Consider the following 19,200-nt stretch of genomic DNA (forward strand, 5'->3'; position numbering starts at 1 on the left):
TCTCCGCTTACATCAGTTACTATGGCTTCATGCAATCCGGTGAAATTTACGCAGGCATCCAAGCCCGGGTAAACCGCCTCTAGGTACTGACGGATACGGTGTTCTGCAAATGTCTTTGCTCTCATTGGCTTGTCCCTCCTTCGCTTATGCTTGTCCATTAGGACCGCTTTTAAGCGGTACCCTCTTTCTTTCTGATCATTTCATCACGGAAGCGCTCCAGAAACTGGTAAAACATTTCCGTATTCTCATTTCTTTCTACTTTAATGTCCTCCGGGTTCGTATAGACTTTCCCGTCATAGGTTGTTATGATTACGTTTGCCATATCACCATCCCTCTCTGATAGATTGTATGTGGCATTGGTTGTACTTCTTGCATTGTCCGTCTTGTCTTTTTTCTCCCCCTGTCCTATACTGTACTTACAGGCCACGCGGGCCGAGTACATAAGAAAGGAGAAATCGAATGCTAATCCTTTTGCTCTTGCTGTGGCTAGCTGTTTACATTTGCTCAATCTTCACAGCCGTAATAAAGTTGAGAGAAGTCAATGGAGCCTTACAAGTTTTAAGCAAATACATCGACTCTGCTGATGTAACAGGTTCTGGTTATATCGTTAGTGGTTCTGGACTGCTTAAAAAAGACAATTACGAAAAATGTCTTTCTAATGCCCTGACTAAATTCCCAATAATCTGCAAATATTCCGATTACTATACTGGGGCCTTGGAATATGGAGCTAGCGATATGCAAAACTACTTAACCGCTATAAAGCTATACAATCAATTAGCCATGAAAAGCAACTATGTTATGGAAGAACTGAAGTCAGCGCTCAATCCCATTCAGTCTCTCAAGACACTTATCTCCTTACCGGGAACAGTTTTGTCATGGGTTGGTATATCACACAAAAAATCGTTTTCAACTGTTCTGAATATCTTATGCTGGATTGCAGTTTATCTTTTAGGTTTATATAGCGATGAAATTAAAGAACTTATCAATTTAATCCTTAAAAATTTGATTAATGCATAACCATATAAGCATAAATAAACAGCTCTTTTCATATTTAGATAGTGCTTCTCCCACTATCTCTTGTGATCCGAATAGGCATATTAGCGTAATTAATGCAATTAATATGTTTATTCGGATTTTTTTTCTATCCAACCTGTATATTCTCCTTCCACATTTATCCATTTCCTTCCTCTTGCCTCCTTCCTTATTTATTTGTCAATGTGCGTCCATTCAGTTTGTCTTCTGCATGAGAAAATCCCTAGCAGTCTGAACCTGGCCTTCAAACCGACACTGCATGGTTTCCGGTAGTTCATTCCAGTGCTCCATAATGTAGCGTAGCTGCTCCAGACGTTTTTGTTCTTTAGATTCCGGTACTTCTCTGTGTTCTTTCACCCTCTCACCTCGCTTTCTTGTTGCTTTGTGATTTTATTATATCACTAATCATTAAATTGTCAATGTGTTTTTTGTTGCAAAGTGATTTTTTTGTTGCAAAGTGATTTTTTTTGTGATATGATATAGCTATCATAATGAAAGGAGAAAAATTGATGACCGAAGGTGAGAGACTTAAAGCCCTTAGAAAAGAACTTGATATGAAACAGGGTGATTTTTCTGAGGAAATCTCGACAACACAAGGACATATCTCTGATATAGAAAATGATCGCAAGTCTTTGTCGGAAAGAACTATAAAACTTATATGCCTTAAAAACTGGAACGGAAGAACTGTAAGTGAAGAATGGCTCCGAACCGGAAAGGGCGAAATGTTCAATAAGATGGATGCAACAGATCTGGTATTTAGCCATTTTGGCTCTATAATGGGAAACGCAAGCGCACAAAAAAAAGCGGTCTTATCCGCCTTGGTTGAGATGGTATATTGTGTTCCTGATGATAAATGGGATTATATTTTTAATCAATTTGAAAGCTGCCTAAAAGAGGCCCATAAAGATCCTGAGGAGGATTAACTCCTCCCCAGAACCCCTAAAACTAGATGGTAGATGTGTCTTGCTTGCGAATCATCTAATGAATCAACTAACTCATGCAACATCTTTTTAAATATCATATTATGTACCACCCTTTCCCTATAGTCGTTATAACGACCTTGTTACCATATGAACGTTGCGACATGATTAAATTGCCTGCCATCTTAGCATTTGTCCGGTATAACGGACAAATATTGACAAGTGTCTATTATGTATCCCCTTTAGGGGGATATGCGGATTGAAAACAGGTCCGCTGGTGGAACGTCCAATGCAAGGGAAAGGATGCATATAGTACGTAACGTGGGATTGGCTTTGCCGTCCTCAATCTGGTTAATTTGGGTTTTACTGATTCCTGATAATTCCGCAAGTTCACGGTCCGTAAGACCTGCCTTATCACGGAAATCAAACAGATGATATTCAATTGTAAATCGTGGAACCATAAGCGTATACCTCCATGTGAATAGTATCCACAGTAGCAGACGGCGATATACACAAACTTATGTTCGTTTTTATTATACCAGAACATGTGTTCTTATTCAAGCATTAATACGTATATTAAAATAGTGCTTTTTATAATAACAAGAATAAATGAAGGAGGATTATATATGAAAAAGACAAAATTATTCCTTACGGTGCTGATGGCATCTAGCTTTCTAAGTGGCACTGCCTTGGCTGGAACTTGGGTGCAGGACTCCAGCGGATGGTATTATCAAAATGACGATGGGACCAATCCCACAAACCAATGGTATCAAGAATTTGATGGCAAATGGTACTATTTGAACGAATCGGGATATATGCTTACAGATGGAGCTGCTCCTGATGGACGCGTTGTCGGCGCTGACGGAGTATGGGTCCAACCTGTTTCTGGAGAGCCTAAGACAGTCTTACGCGAAATAAACAATTGGGTTATTGGAGATATATGGAATCATGGGTTTTGTGATTTCTACCATTACGAATATGATGGGACAGACAGCACCGGCCGCTCTATCGATATTGATTATGCCCTTCAACAGTTTAAGGAATCTTATAAAAAGAAGGCTGGGTATGATGCCTATATTAATGCTCTACCTGAAGATTACTCGTCCTTAAAAACAGCTTGGAGTAAATTGAGTATTGAATCTGATAAATTGTACAAACATTTTGAATCAGGCGTTAATCAGACTGGTTCAAATACTGATACCGCTATATTTGTCCAGTATAGAGATGCATTTTCTAAGTATGTGTCTGATAAAAAATAATATAAAGCAAAAAGCCCCAGGAGCTACCAACTCCCAGAGCTTTTCACATAGATTTTCTCTTGCCAGGCTAACCCAGAAAGATAAAATCAGCTTAGACACCTGTATTATATCATCTCTGGTACGTTCTTGGCAAGGGGCGTATTTTTTGTACATTTTTTCATATCATTACATAGGAGATGATATAATTATGGATAAAAATTTTCTACGGGGCGCATGTTACGTGCGTGTATCAACGGATAACCAGTTAGAAAACTACAGTATTGAAGAACAAACCGACCGCCTAGAGGCATATTGCAAAGCAAAGGATATCCAGATAGTCCGAATATATACTGATGGTGGCTATTCTGGTGGAAACACTAACAGGCCCGCTTTGCAGCAGATGATCCAGGATATCGACAAAGGATTGATAGATTCTGTTATTGTCTACAAACTTGATCGCCTATCCCGAAGCCAAAAGGACACACTTATGCTGATCGAGGATTGTTTCCTTGCCAAAAATGTGGACTTTGTTTCGGTGAATGAAAATTTTGACACATCCACCCCCTTTGGTCGAGCCATGATTGGAATACTGTCCGTCTTTGCCCAACTGGAGAAGGACCAGATCACAGAGCGTTTTACCATGGGGCGCATCGGCAGGGCCAAAAATGGATACTTCCATGGAGGCGGTAATGCCCCAACCGGATATAACTATATTGACGGAAATCTTGTTATAAATGATTACGAGGCTATACAGGTCAAGGAATTGTATGATCGTTTTTTAAAGGGGTATACCATCCATAACTGTTGGCAGTATATGCAGCAAAAATACGGGGGGTGGAATAGCGAAGTTTTGGTTCGGAATGTTCTAAAAAACGAATTATATATTGGAAAAGTAAAATTCAAAGGCGTAACATATCAGGGAAACCATCAGCCTATCATATCCGAAGATGTATTCCGGCAGGTGCAGGACCTGTTTAACAGCTCCAGGAGGGCCTCTAATACCTTCAAGCGGTCTCCGTTTAAGGCAAGCACCCTTCTTTCCAGTCTCGTGTATTGTGGTAACTGTGGGGCACGTTTCCATGGTGAGCACGGCAACTATTCTTGTTACAGCCGTACTAAAGGGGATAAAAAATATATTGTGGATCCCAACTGTAAAAACAAAAAATGGAAAACAGAAGAATTGGATAAACTGGTGGTGGACTACATAACGCGTTTAGACTTTTCCAAATTGCAGAATAGCCCTCCATCCCAGGTTCCAGTTGCGGACTATTCTTTACGTTTGTCCGATATAGATAAGCAGATCGGAAAACTAATAGACCTTTATCAGGTCGGTGGCATTCCGCTTGAAGTTATACAATCAAAAATGGATGCACTCAGTAAAGAGAAGGAAACGTTATTGGAATTATCAAGGCCAAAAGATGTTTCAAAGACCACCCTTGAAGAAATGATATCCGCAAGAGATACTTTAATAGCGCTTGCGGATTCAGGCAGCTTAGATGAAAAGAGAGCCTGTATAACAATGATTATAGACCGCATTATAATAAATGAGACCGATGTAAATATAAAGTTAAAGCAGCTTTAATTTATTTTACAAGCTTATAAATACCATGTGCATGGGATTTGGATGCAACGCGGCCGGTATTGTAGGATGCCGCATCATCGATTCCCCAAGGGAACGGATCATTGCCATGATCACCAACAATTTTGTGCCCTGCAACGGAAGGTTCCCCACCCTGATCGCCATTATATCCATGTTTTTTGTGGGGGTATCCGGAGGTGCCTTTGAATCCCTTTTATCAGCCCTGCTCCTGACAATGTTCATTGTTCTGGGCGTATTTATGACCTTTGCGGTCTCCAAGGCCCTGTCCATGACTGTTTTAAAGGGAATGCCCTCCTCCTTTACCCTGGAGCTTCCTCCCTACCGGCGTCCCCAGATCGGCAAGGTGATCGTGCGCTCCATCTTTGACCGCACCTTGTTTGTGCTGGGAAGGGCCATTGTCGTGGCCGCTCCTGCAGGACTTCTCATATGGATCATGGCCAATGTACAGGTGGGAGGGATCACCCTTCTGGCACATTGTTCCGGTTTTCTGGACCCCTTCGCCCATATGCTGGGCATGGACGGAGTTATCCTCATGGCATTTATCCTGGGGCTTCCGGCCAATGAGATCGTGATCCCCATTATCATCATGGCATACATGGCCCAGGGAAGCATCCTGGATTTTGAAAGCCTTACACAGTTAAAGGAACTGCTGGTAAACAACGGCTGGACCTGGATAACCGCTGTGAGCACCATGCTTTTCTCCTTAATGCACTGGCCCTGTACCACCACCCTGCTCACCATACGCAAGGAATCGGGAAGCCTGAAATGGACAATTATGTCCTTTTTGATACCCACGGTATGCGGCATTGTCATCTGCTTTGCATTTAACTGTGTGGCGCAGATGTTAATTTAGGCCAAACCCAAAAAACCCCAAGCTCTGTTATAGGGCGCTCAGGGGATGAGCCTCTCCAATTCGGTCCCACAAAACCAATTCGATCCACAAAACAGAACGGCGGATTTTCCGCCACGCTGAAACAGCCCGGAACAGACGGTATCCCATCCGCGTTCCGGGCTGTTTCTTGATATTATTTTACTTCTATCTCATAAACCGTTTATCTTATTAATACATTCCGCCCATGTCAGGTGCTGCCGGCATTGCAGGAGCCGGCTCCTTGATGTTGGCAACCACGGACTCGGTTGTCAGCAGTGTGGATGCAACGCTGGTTGCGTTCTGAAGTGCGCTTCTTGTAACCTTTACAGGATCCAGGATGCCTGCTTCGATCATGTCTACAAACTCTTCCTTATATGCATCAAATCCGGTTCCTGTCTTGGATTCTTTTACCTTATTAACGATCACGGAACCTTCCAGTCCGGCATTGGCAACAATGTGGAACAGAGGAGCTTCCAGTGCTTTTAAGATGATCTTAGCGCCGGTCTTCTCATCGCCTTCCAGGCCGTCCACGATCTTCTGGACATCAGCTGCAGCGTGTACGTATGCGGAACCGCCGCCCGCAATGATGCCTTCCTCAACAGCTGCCCTTGTTGCATTCAGGGCATCTTCCATACGAAGCTTAGCTTCCTTCATCTCTGTCTCGGTAGCAGCGCCTACACGGATCACAGCAACGCCGCCTGCCAGCTTAGCCAGACGCTCCTGCAGTTTCTCCCTGTCAAAGTCAGAGGTGGTCTCCTCGATCTGCTTGCGGATCTGGGCAACTCTCGCTGCGATAGTATCCTTATCTCCCATACCGTCAACAATAATGGTGTTCTCTTTCTGAACCTTAACGGATTTTGCACGGCCTAACTGCTCCATGGTTGCATCCTTCAGATCCAGTCCAACTTCCTCGGAGATCACGGTTCCGCCTGTGAGAATAGCGATATCCTGCAGCATCTCTTTTCTTCTGTCGCCGTAGCCTGGAGCCTTAACAGCAACTACGTTGAATGTACCTCTTAACTTGTTAACGATCAGGGTGGTCAGTGCTTCGCCTTCCACATCCTCTGCAATGATAAGCAGTCTTGCGCCCATCTTTACAACCTGCTCTAACAGAGGAAGCAGATCCTGGATATTGGAGATCTTCTTATCGGTGATCAGCACATATGGATCGTCCAGGTTTGCTTCCATCTTATCCATATCAGTGCACATATAAGCAGACAGGTAACCTCTGTCAAACTGCATACCTTCAACCAGGTCAAGCTCTGTCATCATTGTCTTGGATTCCTCAATGGTGATAACGCCGTCCTTGGAAACCTTCTCCATAGCGTCTGCTACCATTGTACCAACCTCATCATCAGATGCGGAGATGGCTGCAACTCTTGCGATCTGTGCCTTGCCGTTAATTGGCTTGCTCATAGCCTTAATAGCGTCAACAGCAGCGTCTGTGGCTTTCTTCATGCCCTTTCTCAGAACGATGGGGTTAGCGCCTGCCGCCAGGTTCTTCATACCTTCGTTTACCATTGCCTGAGCCAGTACAGTTGCGGTTGTAGTACCGTCACCGGCAACATCATTGGTCTTGGAAGCAACTTCCTTGATCAGCTGAGCGCCCATATTCTCGTAGGCATCTGCCAGTTCGATCTCTTTTGCAATGGTCACGCCGTCATTGGTAATTAATGGAGCTCCAAAGGATTTATCCAGAACAACGTTGCGTCCTTTCGGTCCTAAGGTAACACGTACTGTATCTGCTAACTGATTCACACCTGATTCAAGTGCCTTGCGGGCTTCTACGCCATATTTAATCTGCTTTGCCATGATGATCAACCTCCAAATTTATGTTCTATTCATTATTTTGTAAAATGGGTTCAATTATTCAACTACTGCCAGGATGTCGCTCTGTTTAACGATCACGTACTTCTCATCATCCAGCTCTACCTCTGTACCGGAGTACTTGGAGTAGATAACCTGATCCCCTGCCTTTACCTGCATGGTGATCTCCTTGCCGTCCACAACACCGCCTGGGCCTACTGCGATAACCTCTGCCTGCTGTGGTTTTTCCTTCGCTGCTCCCGGAAGGACAATACCGGACTTTGTAGTCTCTTCTGCTACTAACTGCTTTAATACGACCTTGTCAAACAATGGTACCAACTTCATAATTGAATTCCTCCTTACAATCTGTCTGCTTTTTCTTTCTCGTTACTTACTAAGCATCTTAATTTTGCTCACATGATATGTTATATCACCAGTTGTTAGCACTGTCAAGACTTGAGTGCTAATTTCTTTTAATTTTATTATTTTTTTACAAATTGATGTTTCTTTTTTTTTCCATTCGTATTACAATAGTAGCAATAAGGAATACTATGAAATGTATCGCACAATTATGCTTTATCATTATTCTAAGAAGGGGGTTTTGTCATGTCAAAGAAAGGTTGGGGTAAGTTCGTAGCATTTGCAGCTGTAGCAGGAGCTGTGGCTGCCGGCGTTTCTTATGTACTTCAGTATAAGACATACCATAATGAACTGGAAAAAGATTTCCGCGAGTTTGAGGACAACGATGAGGAGGCAGATGCGGATGCTTCTGACCGCACCATTGATTCACGGAAGGCGGACCGCAATTATATCTCCCTTTCATCCAGCAAAGATGAGTTCAAGGTAGCTGCCAAGGACATGGCCAGCGCCACGAAGAACGTACTAAAGGATGCAGGCAGCCTTCTGTCAGATACGGCTCACGAAGCCGTCTCAGCAGCCGTGGACACGGCCCACATCGCCATACACACTATGAAGGCCAAGAAGGCGGATCTCATGGATGAGCACGGACAGAACAAGGAGGACGATTCCGAACTGTTCGAGGACGAAGGGTTCCTGGATGATGATTATGTGGACGAGGATGACCTCTATGACTATGGCCGTATGGACGGCGATTCTTCCTATCCTCCCAGGAATTACCCGGAAGATTACAGCGATGACCTGATGGACGAGGAGGAAGCTTCCGTGGAAAAGGAGGATATCCCTCCCGCTCCCGAGCCCACCGCCACCATTGAGGAAGATACACTGGATTAAAGCATAAAACCTCCGGGGGTTTTTGGCATTGTGCCGCTGCCCCGGAGGTTTTTCTTTTTTCCTGTGTTTTATGGTTCAGGATCACTCCTCCCATACCAGAAGATTTTTCCATACAGGCAGCTTGATCTGTTCTTCTCCCAGCACATACGCATGGGTGTCACTGTCCTCTGACAAAAGCTGGTATTCTTCTGTGGATTCGCTGTAAACCCACCTCTCATCCGTAACCACCACGCCGCGGTCCACTTCCAGTTTCCAAGTGACTGTCTCATTCTCATCATTCATGCTGGTATAGGTCACTTCACCGTCCATAAGGTCTTCTGAAAATGTACCCGTCTTGCAGATATCCCTCACTTCCCCCTCCGGGCTCCACTGATAATAGCAGTAGCCGGTATGGCCTTTCCCTTCCATCCTGCCGTCCTTCCAGAGCCCTTCGGAGTAATCATACCTGGGAGCGTCCAGGTTCACCACCTGAAGGGCCGTACACTGTCCCTCCGGCTTTCCATCCTGGAATGTTCCGTAATATACGGTGCCGGCCATTGTAAAAACCATTCCCTGCCCTTCTATCTCTTCACTAAGGCCTTCCCCATTATAGAGGTAACGCCTGCCCTCCATGGTTGTGTAAAACAGATCCTGCAGTGTTTCCTCTTCCCGCTCCATGATGCCTGCCGCCTTTTCCAGATTTCCCTCATTCAGCGCCTTCATGATATCTCCCGCCAATGCATCCTGATCCTGGTCCAGAACAGGGACGCCGTCCGCCCTGGCCCGACTCCCTGAGCCGCCCATGCCATCCCCGCTTTCTGCGCGGCCCACATCTCCGGCGCCGTCTTCACTTCCTGCGCCGTCCGCCATGCGGCCTCCTCCTGCATTATCAATACCAGGGTCTGCCGCCATCTCACCACTAATACGGCCGGATATATGTCCCTGGCCCTTCATTCCCCAAAAAACGCTGATTCCCAGCACAATGGCAAATGCAGCTATTGCTGTTATATCCGGCACGCTGAATTTTCTGTTCTTCATGGTTTCACTGTTCCTTTCTCCGGTCATATCTCCGGCCTTTTCTCCGACCCTTTCTCCGGTCATATCTCCGGCCTTTTCTCCGACCCTTTCTCCGGTTTTTCCCAGGCCTGATCCAAGAGCCTGATCCCCTTTTCAATCTCCCTCTCACTGAGCCTTGCGTATCCCAGCATGACCGTGGAGGAATCCATACCGTGCTGTGGGTTGATAAAGCAGTCCGACATTGCATAGACCTTCACCCCGGCTGCGGCTGCCCGCTCCACCAGCTGCATCTCGCCGCCTTTCCACTTAGAGGTCAGGAGCACATGAAGGCCGGCATATTCCCCATTGATCACAAACCTGTCCTCCAGATCCTTAAGTCCGGCCAGGAGCACATCATGCTTTCCTTTGTACACAGCCCTCATACGGTTTAAATGCCGCTCATAGTACCCCTGGGTAATGAACTGGTACAAGATATTCTGATCAATCCTGGACACTGTGGAGGCGTAAAAACCAGCCCGTTCCCTGTACTTCTCCATCAAATGACGGGGCAGCACCATAAACCCCACACGGATTGCCGGGGCTATGGATTTGGAAAATGTTCCCATATATATCACCCTGCCGCCCCGGTCCATGCCCTGAAGGGCGGGGATAGGCATACCTTTGTAGCGGAACTCGCTGTCATAATCATCCTCGATCAGATAGCCCCGGCTGCTGTAAGCCCAAGCCAGCAGTTCCTGGCGGCGCTTTACAGGCATGACGATCCCTGTGGGATATTGATGGGAGGGCATGATATACGCCACCTGTGCCCCGCTGTGCGAAAGCCGGTCCACATTCATCCCGTACCGGTCCATTTCCACGGGAACCACGCTGTATCCCACCCCGCGCAGCACACGGTACGCCTGCTTGTACGTGGGGTTTTCCATTGCGATCCGTGGATCACTGCCCAGGTCATTTCCCAGGATCTGCCCCAAAAGCATGAGAAGGTATTCGCTGCCGGCACCGATCAGTATCTGGTCCGGGCTGCAGTTCACTCCTCTGGCTGAATGGAGATATGCTCCAATGGCTGTACGAAGGGACAGTTCTCCCTGTGGATTGCCCACTGCAAACATATCCTTATTGTCATCCACCAATGTATTGCGGCTGAGTTTTCTCCAGATATTAAAGGGGAAACTTTCCAGGTCGATTCCCCTGGGAGAAAAGTCCACCTCATAGGCCTGTTCCCCCGGCTCCTGTTCCACCACAAAGGAACCCGGCGATCTCTGCCGTACCTCCACCAGTTCCTCTATTTTACACACATAATATCCCTTGCAGGGCAGAGCCTCGATATACCCTTCCGACAGCAGCTGGTCATAGGCCATCTGCGTGGTACTGCGGCTCACTTTCAAATTCTGCGCCAGGACCCTGGTCGATGGAAGCCTGCTGCCTGCCTCCAGCCTGGCCGAGCGTATCTCGTCCTTGATGTACTGGTAGATCTGTTCATAAAGAGGACTTTCCGACTGGCTGTCAAAGGGTATGATCAGTTCCATGTCCCCACCTTTCTTCCATCAACTGGCATTGTTATAATCAAATATATCAACCGGATAAATCATACCAGATTTACATGGTGCTGTCAATATTCAGGGGTCTCCGGTATATGTGCTAAGACCGGGACCTAAGACCGGGACAGACCGGTCATCACAGGAAAACGGCTGCTGCACCCTGCTTAAAAGGCGCGGCAGCCATCTCACTGTTATGATGCACTATTACAGCGGATCCATTTCCCAGTTACAGCGTTTTTCACTTGCCGGATCCGTATACCAGTCTCCCCTCAATATATTTTGCAACAATATTCCTGTCATCTCCGGCCTGGATCAGCCGTTCGATCCGCTCACAGGTGGAACGCCGGCTCAGATCCGCAATGGACGTATCATCCAGTACCACTGCGTCAAACAGGTACCCCGGTTCAAAACTGCCTGCTTTGCCCCAGAAGCTTCCTCCCCCTTTGGTTGCCAGGTAAAATGCTTCCGACCAGGACAATCCTCCCATGACCGCGTCAGGGTCGTCCCCCCGCTCTGTCTGGGCCCATCTGACCCTGGATGCCAGGATGGCATGTTTTACCACCTGGAACATTTCCAGACGCCCCACACCCGCCATGTCTGAGCCCAGGCCCACGGCAATGCCGGAATCCAGATATTCCCTCACAGGCGCAATGTTGGCGGCAAACATGTTGCACTCCGGACAATGGGCAACCATCACCTTCCGCTCCCTCATCAGCTCCATCTCCGCTTCATTTGGAAAGACACAGTGGGCCATCACGGCCGGGACTGCAGACCCCATGAGGCCGTATCTGTCATAGGCCTCCCCATAACATGTCAGCCCCGGCTCCAGTTCATTCACCCACTTGATCTCATCCAGACCCTCGGACAGGTGGGACTGTACAGGCACATTGTATTTTTCCGCCAATGCTCCCAACCCCTCCAGCAGCTGGTTCGTGCAGGTGGGAACATACCGGGGGGTGATCACAGGCTTTACCGGGCCGTACAGGCCCCTGCAGTCACGCAGCCACTCTTCTGTCTCGCGCAGGCTTTCCTCTGTGGTCTCCACCAGACCCTCCATGGAATTGCGGTCCATATTGACCTTCCCCACATAGGCTGCAAACCCCTTTTTATACAGCATTGACATGAGCAGTTCGGTGGCGGGCCGGTGGATGGTGGCAAACATCACCGCCCTGGTGGTGGTGGTCTTCATCAGATCATGGGTAAAACGTTCATATGCCCTGGCCGCATATTCCAGATCCCTGTAATGGCTTTCCTCGGGAAACGCATAGATATCAAACCAGGTTCCCCAGCCATCGGCTTCAATGTTGCGGCCCAGGCCCCGAAATCCGTACTGGGGAGCATGAAGGTGCAGGTCACACAGTCCGGGAATGATCACATGGCTGCCGTAATCCATCACCTGGATATCCTTATAGTTTGCCGGCAGCTCTCTGTATACCCCGGCCGAAACTCCATTTTCACACACAACATATGCATTGTCATGGCAGATAAAACGCTCTTTTTCCTCCGTATACACAACTGCGCCCTTCAGGGCAAATACACGGTTTTCCATCATCAGGCCCTACCTTCCTTTCTGTTTTTGCTCTCCCAGAAATAATAGGCGGGAAGTCCGGTAGCCACCACTACAAAGGCACTGAACAGGCTCTTGTAGGGCGCCCACAAAAAGGTAGACACAAGGAGGACCACATTGGCTCCCACGGACAGGATGGTCATAAGCAGCCAGGCCGGGCATTTCCAGGAAGGATTATAATCCGCTTTCTTATGCAGCTTAAACATGGTTGCAAAGGAAAGGGCATTTTTACACAGGGCCACGAAGGAAAAGAATCCTAACAAGGCTCCGATATCCGCTGCAAATACCAGGACAATGGACACAGCGCAGGAATACATGATGGAGTTGGCCGGCGTCTCCCACTTAGGATGGATCTCAGCAAATTTCCGGAAAAACAGGCCATCCTTTGCCATTGCATACTCGATCCTCGGCTGGCACATGATGGTCCCGTGGAGAGATGCGATAATAACGATAATGGCGATAAATGCAGTCATAACGCCTGCTGCCGAACCGATCACCGGAATCTGCGCAGCCGCCTCAGCCACCGGTGCGGAAGATGCGGTTAAAAGATTCATGGGCAGAAGGCCGGTGACAGCTGCTGCCAGACTGGTGTAAATGGCAATGATGACAAAAACCGTAATGATCAGGGCTTTTGGAATGGTCTTTTCCGGATCCTTCACCTCCCCTGCCATGGAACAGGCCGTGGCCATCCCCGCATAGGACCATGTGGTGGCGGAAACGCCTGCCAGAAGCGCCTTAAACCCGGTGGATGCCCCTGCCATGGCCGGTGCGCTTATCATGGTCTTGTCCGCATAAAACAGTCCCACGCCAATGAGAAGCGCAAAGAGAAGCATTTTAAAACTGGTCATAAAGGTGAGGAACTTGCCGCCCACCTCCACGGAACGCATGTTGATGATCATGAATGTCACGATCAGAGCAGTGGCCAGCAGCTTGATGCCGATCCCGGCAATCCCGGGAATAAAAAATGCTATGTAGTCCGCCAAAGCCAGGGCCATGATGGAATAGGACGGCGGATCCCCGCCCCAGAACGTGGTCCAGCCGCACAGGAATGCTAGCGGCCTGCTTCCCGCCTCCCTGAACCAGACATAGAACCCTCCGTCATCCGGACATGCGGCTGTAATCTCCGCAGCCACCATGTTCTGAGGAATCATGATGATCCCGCCCACTATAAATGCCAGGATCGTGATCGCCGCACATCCTGAGGCAGCGGCCACCTCCCCCACCGATGAAAATATACCTGAACCGATCACGGTCCCAACCCCCAGGGATACCACGGCTCCCAGTCCCAGCTTGCGTTTCAGCTCCTGAGGCCGGTCAGCCCCCTGTCCCTTCCCCTTATCCATAAAAGGACCTCCTTATTATAAGTTTTCTACGTATATGGTTTGAATCCAGTCATGCGCGCTTTCTGTTTCTGTCCTAATTAAACACCATGACCTGCACATACTGTCAACCTATAATATAAAGTATTTTTTCTCAAAATCTAAAGTTGACTGTAAAACTCATATTTACCTGTATTCGGCCAGAAAACAATACTCTCCCAAAAGGTCCCCCTCTTCGTAAGATTCAATGACGGAAAATGTCAGGGTATTTTCATCCTGCTCCTTCAGGGTCACCAGGCCGCAGGATTTAAGATCCTCCTTTAACGCCCGCAGAATAAACCTGTCCCTGTAGGAATCCGGAAACTTGCGCCTGTTATTGGCAAGAGTCCTGCTGCCTTTTTTGATATAGGTGAAGATCCCCACTGCCCGTGATCCTTTGTGGACATAGGGCGCCATGGCCCGCTCCAGGGAGGATATGTTAAATCCCTGGATGATCTCGGTGTGGAAATAATCCAGCACAATATCCACGGATCCCCCCTTCAGCGGATAGGCCAGTGTGTCTGTCACAAGATATAGGATCTGATAGCGCCGGTCCAGCGTCTCGATCCTGGCCTTGATATCCCGGATCACCGACAGATCGGAATCCGCGATAATATAAATTGCCTCCGGGTCCAGATACAGGATCCCGGTGCTCAAAAAGCAGATGGTATTTACAAAATTTTCCAATATCACTTTTCCCTTTAAAGGCTGGGACTGTATCTCCTTGAGGATCCAATAAAAATTCTTTTGAAGGCGGCTCACCCCGTCCGGCTTCAGGCGCCCGTAGGTCTCCCGGTTCCTGTCAATAGGCACGATCCTGGGACCTTTCTCCATCCCTCTCCCCTCATCCTTTCCCGTGTCCTTCTCCGTACTCTTCCCTGTTTTCTCCTCCGTACCCTTCCCTGTTTTCTCCTCCGTGCCCTTCCCTGTTTCCACTTCCGTATCCTTCCCCGCCTTCCCCTCTGCCTCCACCTCCATGTCTCCCCCAATATAGATCCCATCCCGGATCTCAGCTTCATATCCGCAGACACAGGATGCTTTTCCCTTTACGATCTCCAGATCCTCGATCCTGGTATCCTCATATACAAGGGATCCGCCGCAGCGGGGGCAGCACAGGATGGGCAGGATATTCAGATGGATCCCGGCCCGCCGGTGCTGCGGAGTCCTGTTTAATTCTTTTATCTGCTGCCTCAGTTCCCTGCAGGCAGTATCCAGCTTCTGTTCCTGTTCGCACACACGCCTGTGCACCTGCCTTAGCAGTTCCTTTTTAAGTCCCCATATTTCCCCTTCCGGTTTCTCCCCCCGTTCCCAGGAAAACCAATCCCCGATCTCCTTTAACAAAAACCCATCCTCCCTAAGCCCCAGGATGGTCTCCAGCTCCCTTTTACAGTCCTGGTCAAAGAATAGCTGTCCCTCCCTTTTTCCCGGGCGCAGCAGGCCCAGCTGGACATAATAGCGGACCGTCCTCACCGAAAGTCCGTATAATGTGGAAAATTCCTGTATCTTCATCCCCGTCCCCCCGTTATCTACGGCTCCAGATCTGCGATCCGCTTTTCCAGGCGCCTTTTCCTCTGTTCCCATTGTTCCCTCTCCTGCTCCAGTTCCCGCAGGCGCTCCTCCATATACAGGGCCAGCTTTCCGCTGTCCTCCGGGCTGGCGAAATTGGACAGCCTTCTAAGGGAAAGGATCTTGTGGATATCCTTTAAAGGGAACCCCACCGCCTTTGACTTTTCGATCAGCTTCATATCCGCCCGGCAGTCCTCGTTAAAACTGTATTGATGGTTCTTCACCTCGGGGACCAGCAGCCCCAGTTCCACATAGTAACGTATGGTGTGCTGAGGCACCTGGAATTCCCGCGAAAACTCACCTATCTTCATACATCGCACCTCCCCTGGATCAAATGGGCGCGAAGCACGTTCCCGTCCTTCGCCCATCCGCGCGTAACATTTATCTCTGTGGCATATCTCTGTGGCATTTGCCCCCGCCTGCCAAAAAGGAGCCGCATAAAATACGCGGCTCCTCTTAACATCTCTTATCTCATACGGTTCCCATGATACGGCCCGATAAAATCCCCTTTACTTAGGCAGTCTGAACGAACTCTTAAGGGATACGATCCGGTTGAACACAGGCTGCTCCGGAGTGCTGTCCTTGCAGTCCACACAGAAAAAGCCGTTGCGCACAAACTGATAGCTGTCATATGCCTTTCCCTCTGCCAGGGCAGGCTCCACAAAGCAGTTTTTCAACACAGTAAGGGAATTGGGATTTAAGTTCAGGCTTCCGTCCTCATTCATCTTGCCCTTTTCCTCATCCACAATATTCTCATAAAGGCGGCACTCCACCTGCCTTGCGGTGGGAACCGCAACCCAGTGGATGGTTCCCTTTACCTTTCGCCCTTCAAAGCCGGAGCCGCTCTTGGTCTCAGGATCATAGGTTCCATGGACAACGGTCACATTGCCGTTCTCATCCTTCTCACATCCGGTGCATGTCACAAAATATGCGCCCATAAGCCGCACCTCATTACCCGGGAACATACGGAAATATTTCTTGGGCGGCTCTTCCATGAAGTCCTCCCTCTCAATATAAAGCTCACGCCCAAAGGGCACCTTCCTGTCACCCAATTCCGGATTCTCCAGGTTATTGGGGACATCCAGCAGTTCTGTCTGGCCCTCGGGATAGTTGTCGATCACCAGCTTCACAGGATCCAGGATAGCCATCATACGCGGTCTTTTAAGCTTTAAGTCCTCGCGGATACAGTATTCCAGCATGGCGTAATCCACAGAACTGTTGGCCTTTGACACGCCTACCAGATCCACAAACATCTTGATTGCTTCCGGCGTGTAGCCCCTTCTGCGCAGGGCTGCTATGGATACAAGGCGCGGATCATCCCAGCCGTCCACAATACCGTCCTCCACCAGCTTCTTGATATACCGTTTGCCTGTCACCACGTTGGTCAGGTACAGCTTTGCAAATTCAATCTGGCGCGGAGGATTCTCAAACTCACATTCCCTCACCACCCAGTCATAAAGCGGTCTGTGATCCTCAAACTCCAGGGTGCAGATGGAGTGGGTGATCTTCTCAATGGCGTCCTCAATAGGGTGGGCAAAATCATACATGGGGTAAATGCACCACTTGTCCCCTGTGTTATGATGGGCCATATGGGCCACACGGTAAATGACAGGATCCCTCATGTTGATATTGGGAGAAGCCATGTCGATCTTGGCCCGAAGCACCTTTTCCCCGTCCCTGTACTTGCCGTCCTTCATATCCTCAAACAGCTTTAGGTTCTCCTCCGGCGTCCTGTTCCTGTATGGGCTCTCCTTGCCCGGAGTGGTAAAATCTCCGCGGTACTCCCTGATCTCCTCTGCGGTCAGGTCACAGACAAATGCCTTTCCCTTTTTGATCAGGAATACTGCGCACTGGTACATCTGCTCAAAATAATTGGATGCAAAAAACAGCCTGTCGTCAAAATCAGCGCCCAGCCACTTTACATCCGCCATAATGGACTCCACAAATTCCGTCTTCTCTTTTGTTGGGTTTGTATCATCAAAACGCAGGTTGAACTTTCCACCGTATTTCTGTGCCAGCCCGTAATTCAGCAATATGGACTTGGCATGTCCGATGTGTAAATAACCGTTGGGCTCAGGCGGGAAACGGGTCTGGACATGGTCATATACGCCCTCCGCCAGGTCCTTGTCAATCTCCTGTTCAATAAAGTTCTTGGAGACTACCTCCTTTTCCTCTGTTTCCATTACGGTGTCTTTCTCTGCCATAATTGTTCCTCCGTGGTTACTATTCTAATTGAGTATAATAAATAATCATAACACATTTCTTTTGTCTGTGAAAGGGCAAAATACATTTTCAGGTAGAAATCTTCCTGTCTGTCTGCTATACTATATTAATGTGCTAAATTGTATATAAATATTAAGGAGAATTGCCAAATCATGAAAAAAGCAGCTAAGTATGCATTGATAAAGACGGTCCCCATCTTTCTGGGATACATATTCCTTGGAATTGCCTTCGGACTCCTGCTTCAAAAATCAGGTTTGGGGGTGGGCTGGGCCTTTCTCATCAGCGCCCTGGTCTATGCCGGTTCCATGCAGTTTGCCCTGGTGGGTATCCTCACCGGCGGGCTGAGCTTTATCACCACAGCCGTCATGACCCTGTTCATCAACAGCCGCCATGCCTTCTACGGACTGACCTTTATCCAGCGGTTTAAGGAAATGAAACGCACCTATCCCTATATGGTATTTTCATTGACGGACGAGACCTACTCCCTTTTGTGCTCCATGGCCCGGCCATCGGATTTCACGGACAGGGAGTGGAAGGCGGCCACATTTTTCACCGCCCTGTTTGACCAGTGTTACTGGGTGGCAGGCTCTGTCATGGGCGCCCTGATGGGGGAGCTGATCCGGTTTGACACCACAGGGATCGACTTTGCTATGACAGCCCTGTTCGTGGTGATCTGTGTGGACCAGTGGAAGGCAGCCAGGACCCACATACCGGCCATAACAGGATTTATATGCGGCGCCCTGTTCCTGATGCTGATCCGCTCATCCAACTTTATCCTGCCGGCCCTGGCAGCCACAGTAGCCTTTCTGCTGTTCCTTCAAAAAGCAGTGGAAAAGAAAATGGAGGAAACCAACCCATGACAAACCTTTCAAACCCGGCCTATGTACTGTCCACCATACTGATCTGCGCCCTGTGCACCCAGGTCACGCGCTGGCTCCCCTTTCTGCTCTTTGGCGGCAAAAAGGAGGTGCCCAGGCTGATCCGCTACCTTGGGTGCGTGCTTCCGGCCGCCATCATGGCCGTGCTGGTGGTCTACTGCCTGAAGGGCATCACGCCCTTAACCTATCCGTACGGCCTGCCGGAACTGATCTCCGTGGCCGTGGTGGTGGTCCTCCACCTGTGGAAAAGAAATACGCTGGCAAGCATTGCCCTGGGCACGGTGTGCTACATGATATTGGTCCAAATGGTATTCTGAAAGCAGGCACTGTCCCAAATCAGGCTGTAGCCCCAATCA

The 19,200-nt window shown here is 48.6% G+C and carries 18 protein-coding genes and 1 pseudogene; 8 read left to right on the forward strand and 11 right to left on the reverse strand.

Annotated elements, in window-relative coordinates:
* Positions 1 to 169 precede the first annotated feature (169 nt).
* Positions 170 to 322 carry a hypothetical protein gene (locus tag ABID13_RS21675; protein ID WP_197092161.1) on the reverse strand — a complete coding sequence of 51 codons (153 nt, stop codon included), beginning with the start codon at positions 320 to 322 and terminating at the stop codon, positions 170 to 172.
* A 137-nt stretch (positions 323 to 459) separates the two neighbouring features.
* On the opposite strand from ABID13_RS21675, the gene ABID13_RS21680 reads away from it, so the two are divergent.
* On the forward strand, positions 460 to 1,017 hold the full coding sequence (locus ABID13_RS21680; RefSeq protein ID WP_048929277.1) for a hypothetical protein: 558 nt from the start codon (positions 460 to 462) through the stop codon (positions 1,015 to 1,017).
* A gap of 524 nt (positions 1,018 to 1,541) precedes the next feature.
* Entirely contained in the window at positions 1,542 to 1,955 is a 414-nt protein-coding gene (locus ABID13_RS21685) for a helix-turn-helix domain-containing protein (RefSeq protein ID WP_048929278.1), read from the forward strand.
* 239 nt (positions 1,956 to 2,194) lie between these two features.
* Here ABID13_RS21685 and ABID13_RS21690 read toward each other — a convergent pair whose 3' ends face one another.
* Positions 2,195 to 2,413: a helix-turn-helix domain-containing protein gene (locus ABID13_RS21690; RefSeq protein ID WP_045091224.1), complete on the reverse strand. Its 219-nt coding sequence runs from the start codon at positions 2,411 to 2,413 to the stop codon at positions 2,195 to 2,197.
* A 165-nt stretch (positions 2,414 to 2,578) separates the two neighbouring features.
* Between ABID13_RS21690 and ABID13_RS21695 the strand changes: the two genes are divergently transcribed.
* The 3 genes and pseudogenes from ABID13_RS21695 to ABID13_RS21705 form a co-directional block, all read left to right on the forward strand.
* Positions 2,579 to 3,211, forward strand: coding sequence for a hypothetical protein (locus tag ABID13_RS21695; RefSeq protein WP_048929279.1), 633 nt, complete (start codon positions 2,579 to 2,581; stop codon positions 3,209 to 3,211).
* Positions 3,212 to 3,398: 187 nt separating this feature from the next.
* On the forward strand, positions 3,399 to 4,772 hold the full coding sequence (locus ABID13_RS21700) for a recombinase family protein (RefSeq protein WP_048929280.1): 1,374 nt from the start codon (positions 3,399 to 3,401) through the stop codon (positions 4,770 to 4,772).
* 22 nt (positions 4,773 to 4,794) lie between these two features.
* Positions 4,795 to 5,643: pseudogene (locus tag ABID13_RS21705) on the forward strand (nucleoside recognition domain-containing protein); the annotation flags it as partial.
* A 207-nt stretch (positions 5,644 to 5,850) separates the two neighbouring features.
* Here the strand turns inward: ABID13_RS21705 and groL are convergent.
* Together groL and ABID13_RS21715 are read right to left on the reverse strand one after the other, a co-directional pair.
* Positions 5,851 to 7,473, reverse strand: coding sequence for a chaperonin GroEL (gene groL, locus ABID13_RS21710; protein ID WP_045093855.1), 1,623 nt, complete (start codon positions 7,471 to 7,473; stop codon positions 5,851 to 5,853).
* A gap of 54 nt (positions 7,474 to 7,527) precedes the next feature.
* Positions 7,528 to 7,812 (reverse strand): co-chaperone GroES, encoded by a 285-nt coding sequence (locus ABID13_RS21715; protein ID WP_007866933.1) that lies wholly within the window; start codon positions 7,810 to 7,812, stop codon positions 7,528 to 7,530.
* 261 nt (positions 7,813 to 8,073) lie between these two features.
* Between ABID13_RS21715 and ABID13_RS21720 the strand changes: the two genes are divergently transcribed.
* Complete coding sequence (locus ABID13_RS21720; protein ID WP_007866936.1) at positions 8,074 to 8,718, forward strand: hypothetical protein; 645 nt, start codon at positions 8,074 to 8,076, stop codon at positions 8,716 to 8,718.
* 81 nt (positions 8,719 to 8,799) lie between these two features.
* Here the strand turns inward: ABID13_RS21720 and ABID13_RS21725 are convergent, their stop codons facing one another.
* The 7 genes from ABID13_RS21725 to ABID13_RS21755 form a co-directional block, all read right to left on the reverse strand.
* Positions 8,800 to 9,735, reverse strand: a complete 936-nt coding sequence (locus tag ABID13_RS21725; protein WP_048929593.1) for an MORN repeat-containing protein — start codon at positions 9,733 to 9,735, stop codon at positions 8,800 to 8,802.
* A 59-nt stretch (positions 9,736 to 9,794) separates the two neighbouring features.
* A complete protein-coding gene (pdxR, locus tag ABID13_RS21730) occupies positions 9,795 to 11,240 on the reverse strand; it encodes a MocR-like pyridoxine biosynthesis transcription factor PdxR (protein WP_007866965.1) in 1,446 nt (481 codons plus the stop codon).
* Between the two features lie 250 nt (positions 11,241 to 11,490).
* The gene (locus ABID13_RS21735) at positions 11,491 to 12,804 is read right to left on the reverse strand and encodes an amidohydrolase family protein (RefSeq protein ID WP_048929281.1); all 1,314 of its coding nucleotides are present in this window, start codon (positions 12,802 to 12,804) and stop codon (positions 11,491 to 11,493) included.
* Positions 12,804 to 14,162: an amino acid permease gene (locus ABID13_RS21740; protein ID WP_007866975.1), complete on the reverse strand. Its 1,359-nt coding sequence runs from the start codon at positions 14,160 to 14,162 to the stop codon at positions 12,804 to 12,806. Before ABID13_RS21740 ends, ABID13_RS21735 begins: the two co-directional genes overlap by 1 nt.
* Positions 14,163 to 14,324: 162 nt before the next feature.
* Positions 14,325 to 15,758, reverse strand: coding sequence for a MerR family transcriptional regulator (locus tag ABID13_RS21745; protein ID WP_048929282.1), 1,434 nt, complete (start codon positions 15,756 to 15,758; stop codon positions 14,325 to 14,327).
* Positions 15,704 to 16,054: a MerR family transcriptional regulator gene (locus tag ABID13_RS21750; protein WP_048929283.1), complete on the reverse strand. Its 351-nt coding sequence runs from the start codon at positions 16,052 to 16,054 to the stop codon at positions 15,704 to 15,706. Before ABID13_RS21750 ends, ABID13_RS21745 begins: the two co-directional genes overlap by 55 nt.
* A 198-nt stretch (positions 16,055 to 16,252) precedes the next feature.
* Positions 16,253 to 17,947, reverse strand: a complete 1,695-nt coding sequence (locus tag ABID13_RS21755) for a glutamine--tRNA ligase/YqeY domain fusion protein (protein WP_007866979.1) — start codon at positions 17,945 to 17,947, stop codon at positions 16,253 to 16,255.
* 171 nt (positions 17,948 to 18,118) lie between these two features.
* Between ABID13_RS21755 and ABID13_RS21760 the strand changes: the two genes are divergently transcribed.
* The gene (locus tag ABID13_RS21760; RefSeq protein ID WP_007866980.1) at positions 18,119 to 18,826 is read left to right on the forward strand and encodes an AzlC family ABC transporter permease; all 708 of its coding nucleotides are present in this window, start codon (positions 18,119 to 18,121) and stop codon (positions 18,824 to 18,826) included.
* Positions 18,823 to 19,161 (forward strand): branched-chain amino acid transporter permease, encoded by a 339-nt coding sequence (locus ABID13_RS21765; protein WP_045093849.1) that lies wholly within the window; start codon positions 18,823 to 18,825, stop codon positions 19,159 to 19,161. Before ABID13_RS21760 ends, ABID13_RS21765 begins: the two co-directional genes overlap by 4 nt.
* Positions 19,162 to 19,200 lie beyond the last annotated feature (39 nt).

The organism is Enterocloster citroniae (genome assembly GCF_040545455.1).
In the GTDB taxonomy this organism is placed as follows: Bacteria; Bacillota; Clostridia; order Lachnospirales; family Lachnospiraceae; genus Enterocloster; species Enterocloster citroniae.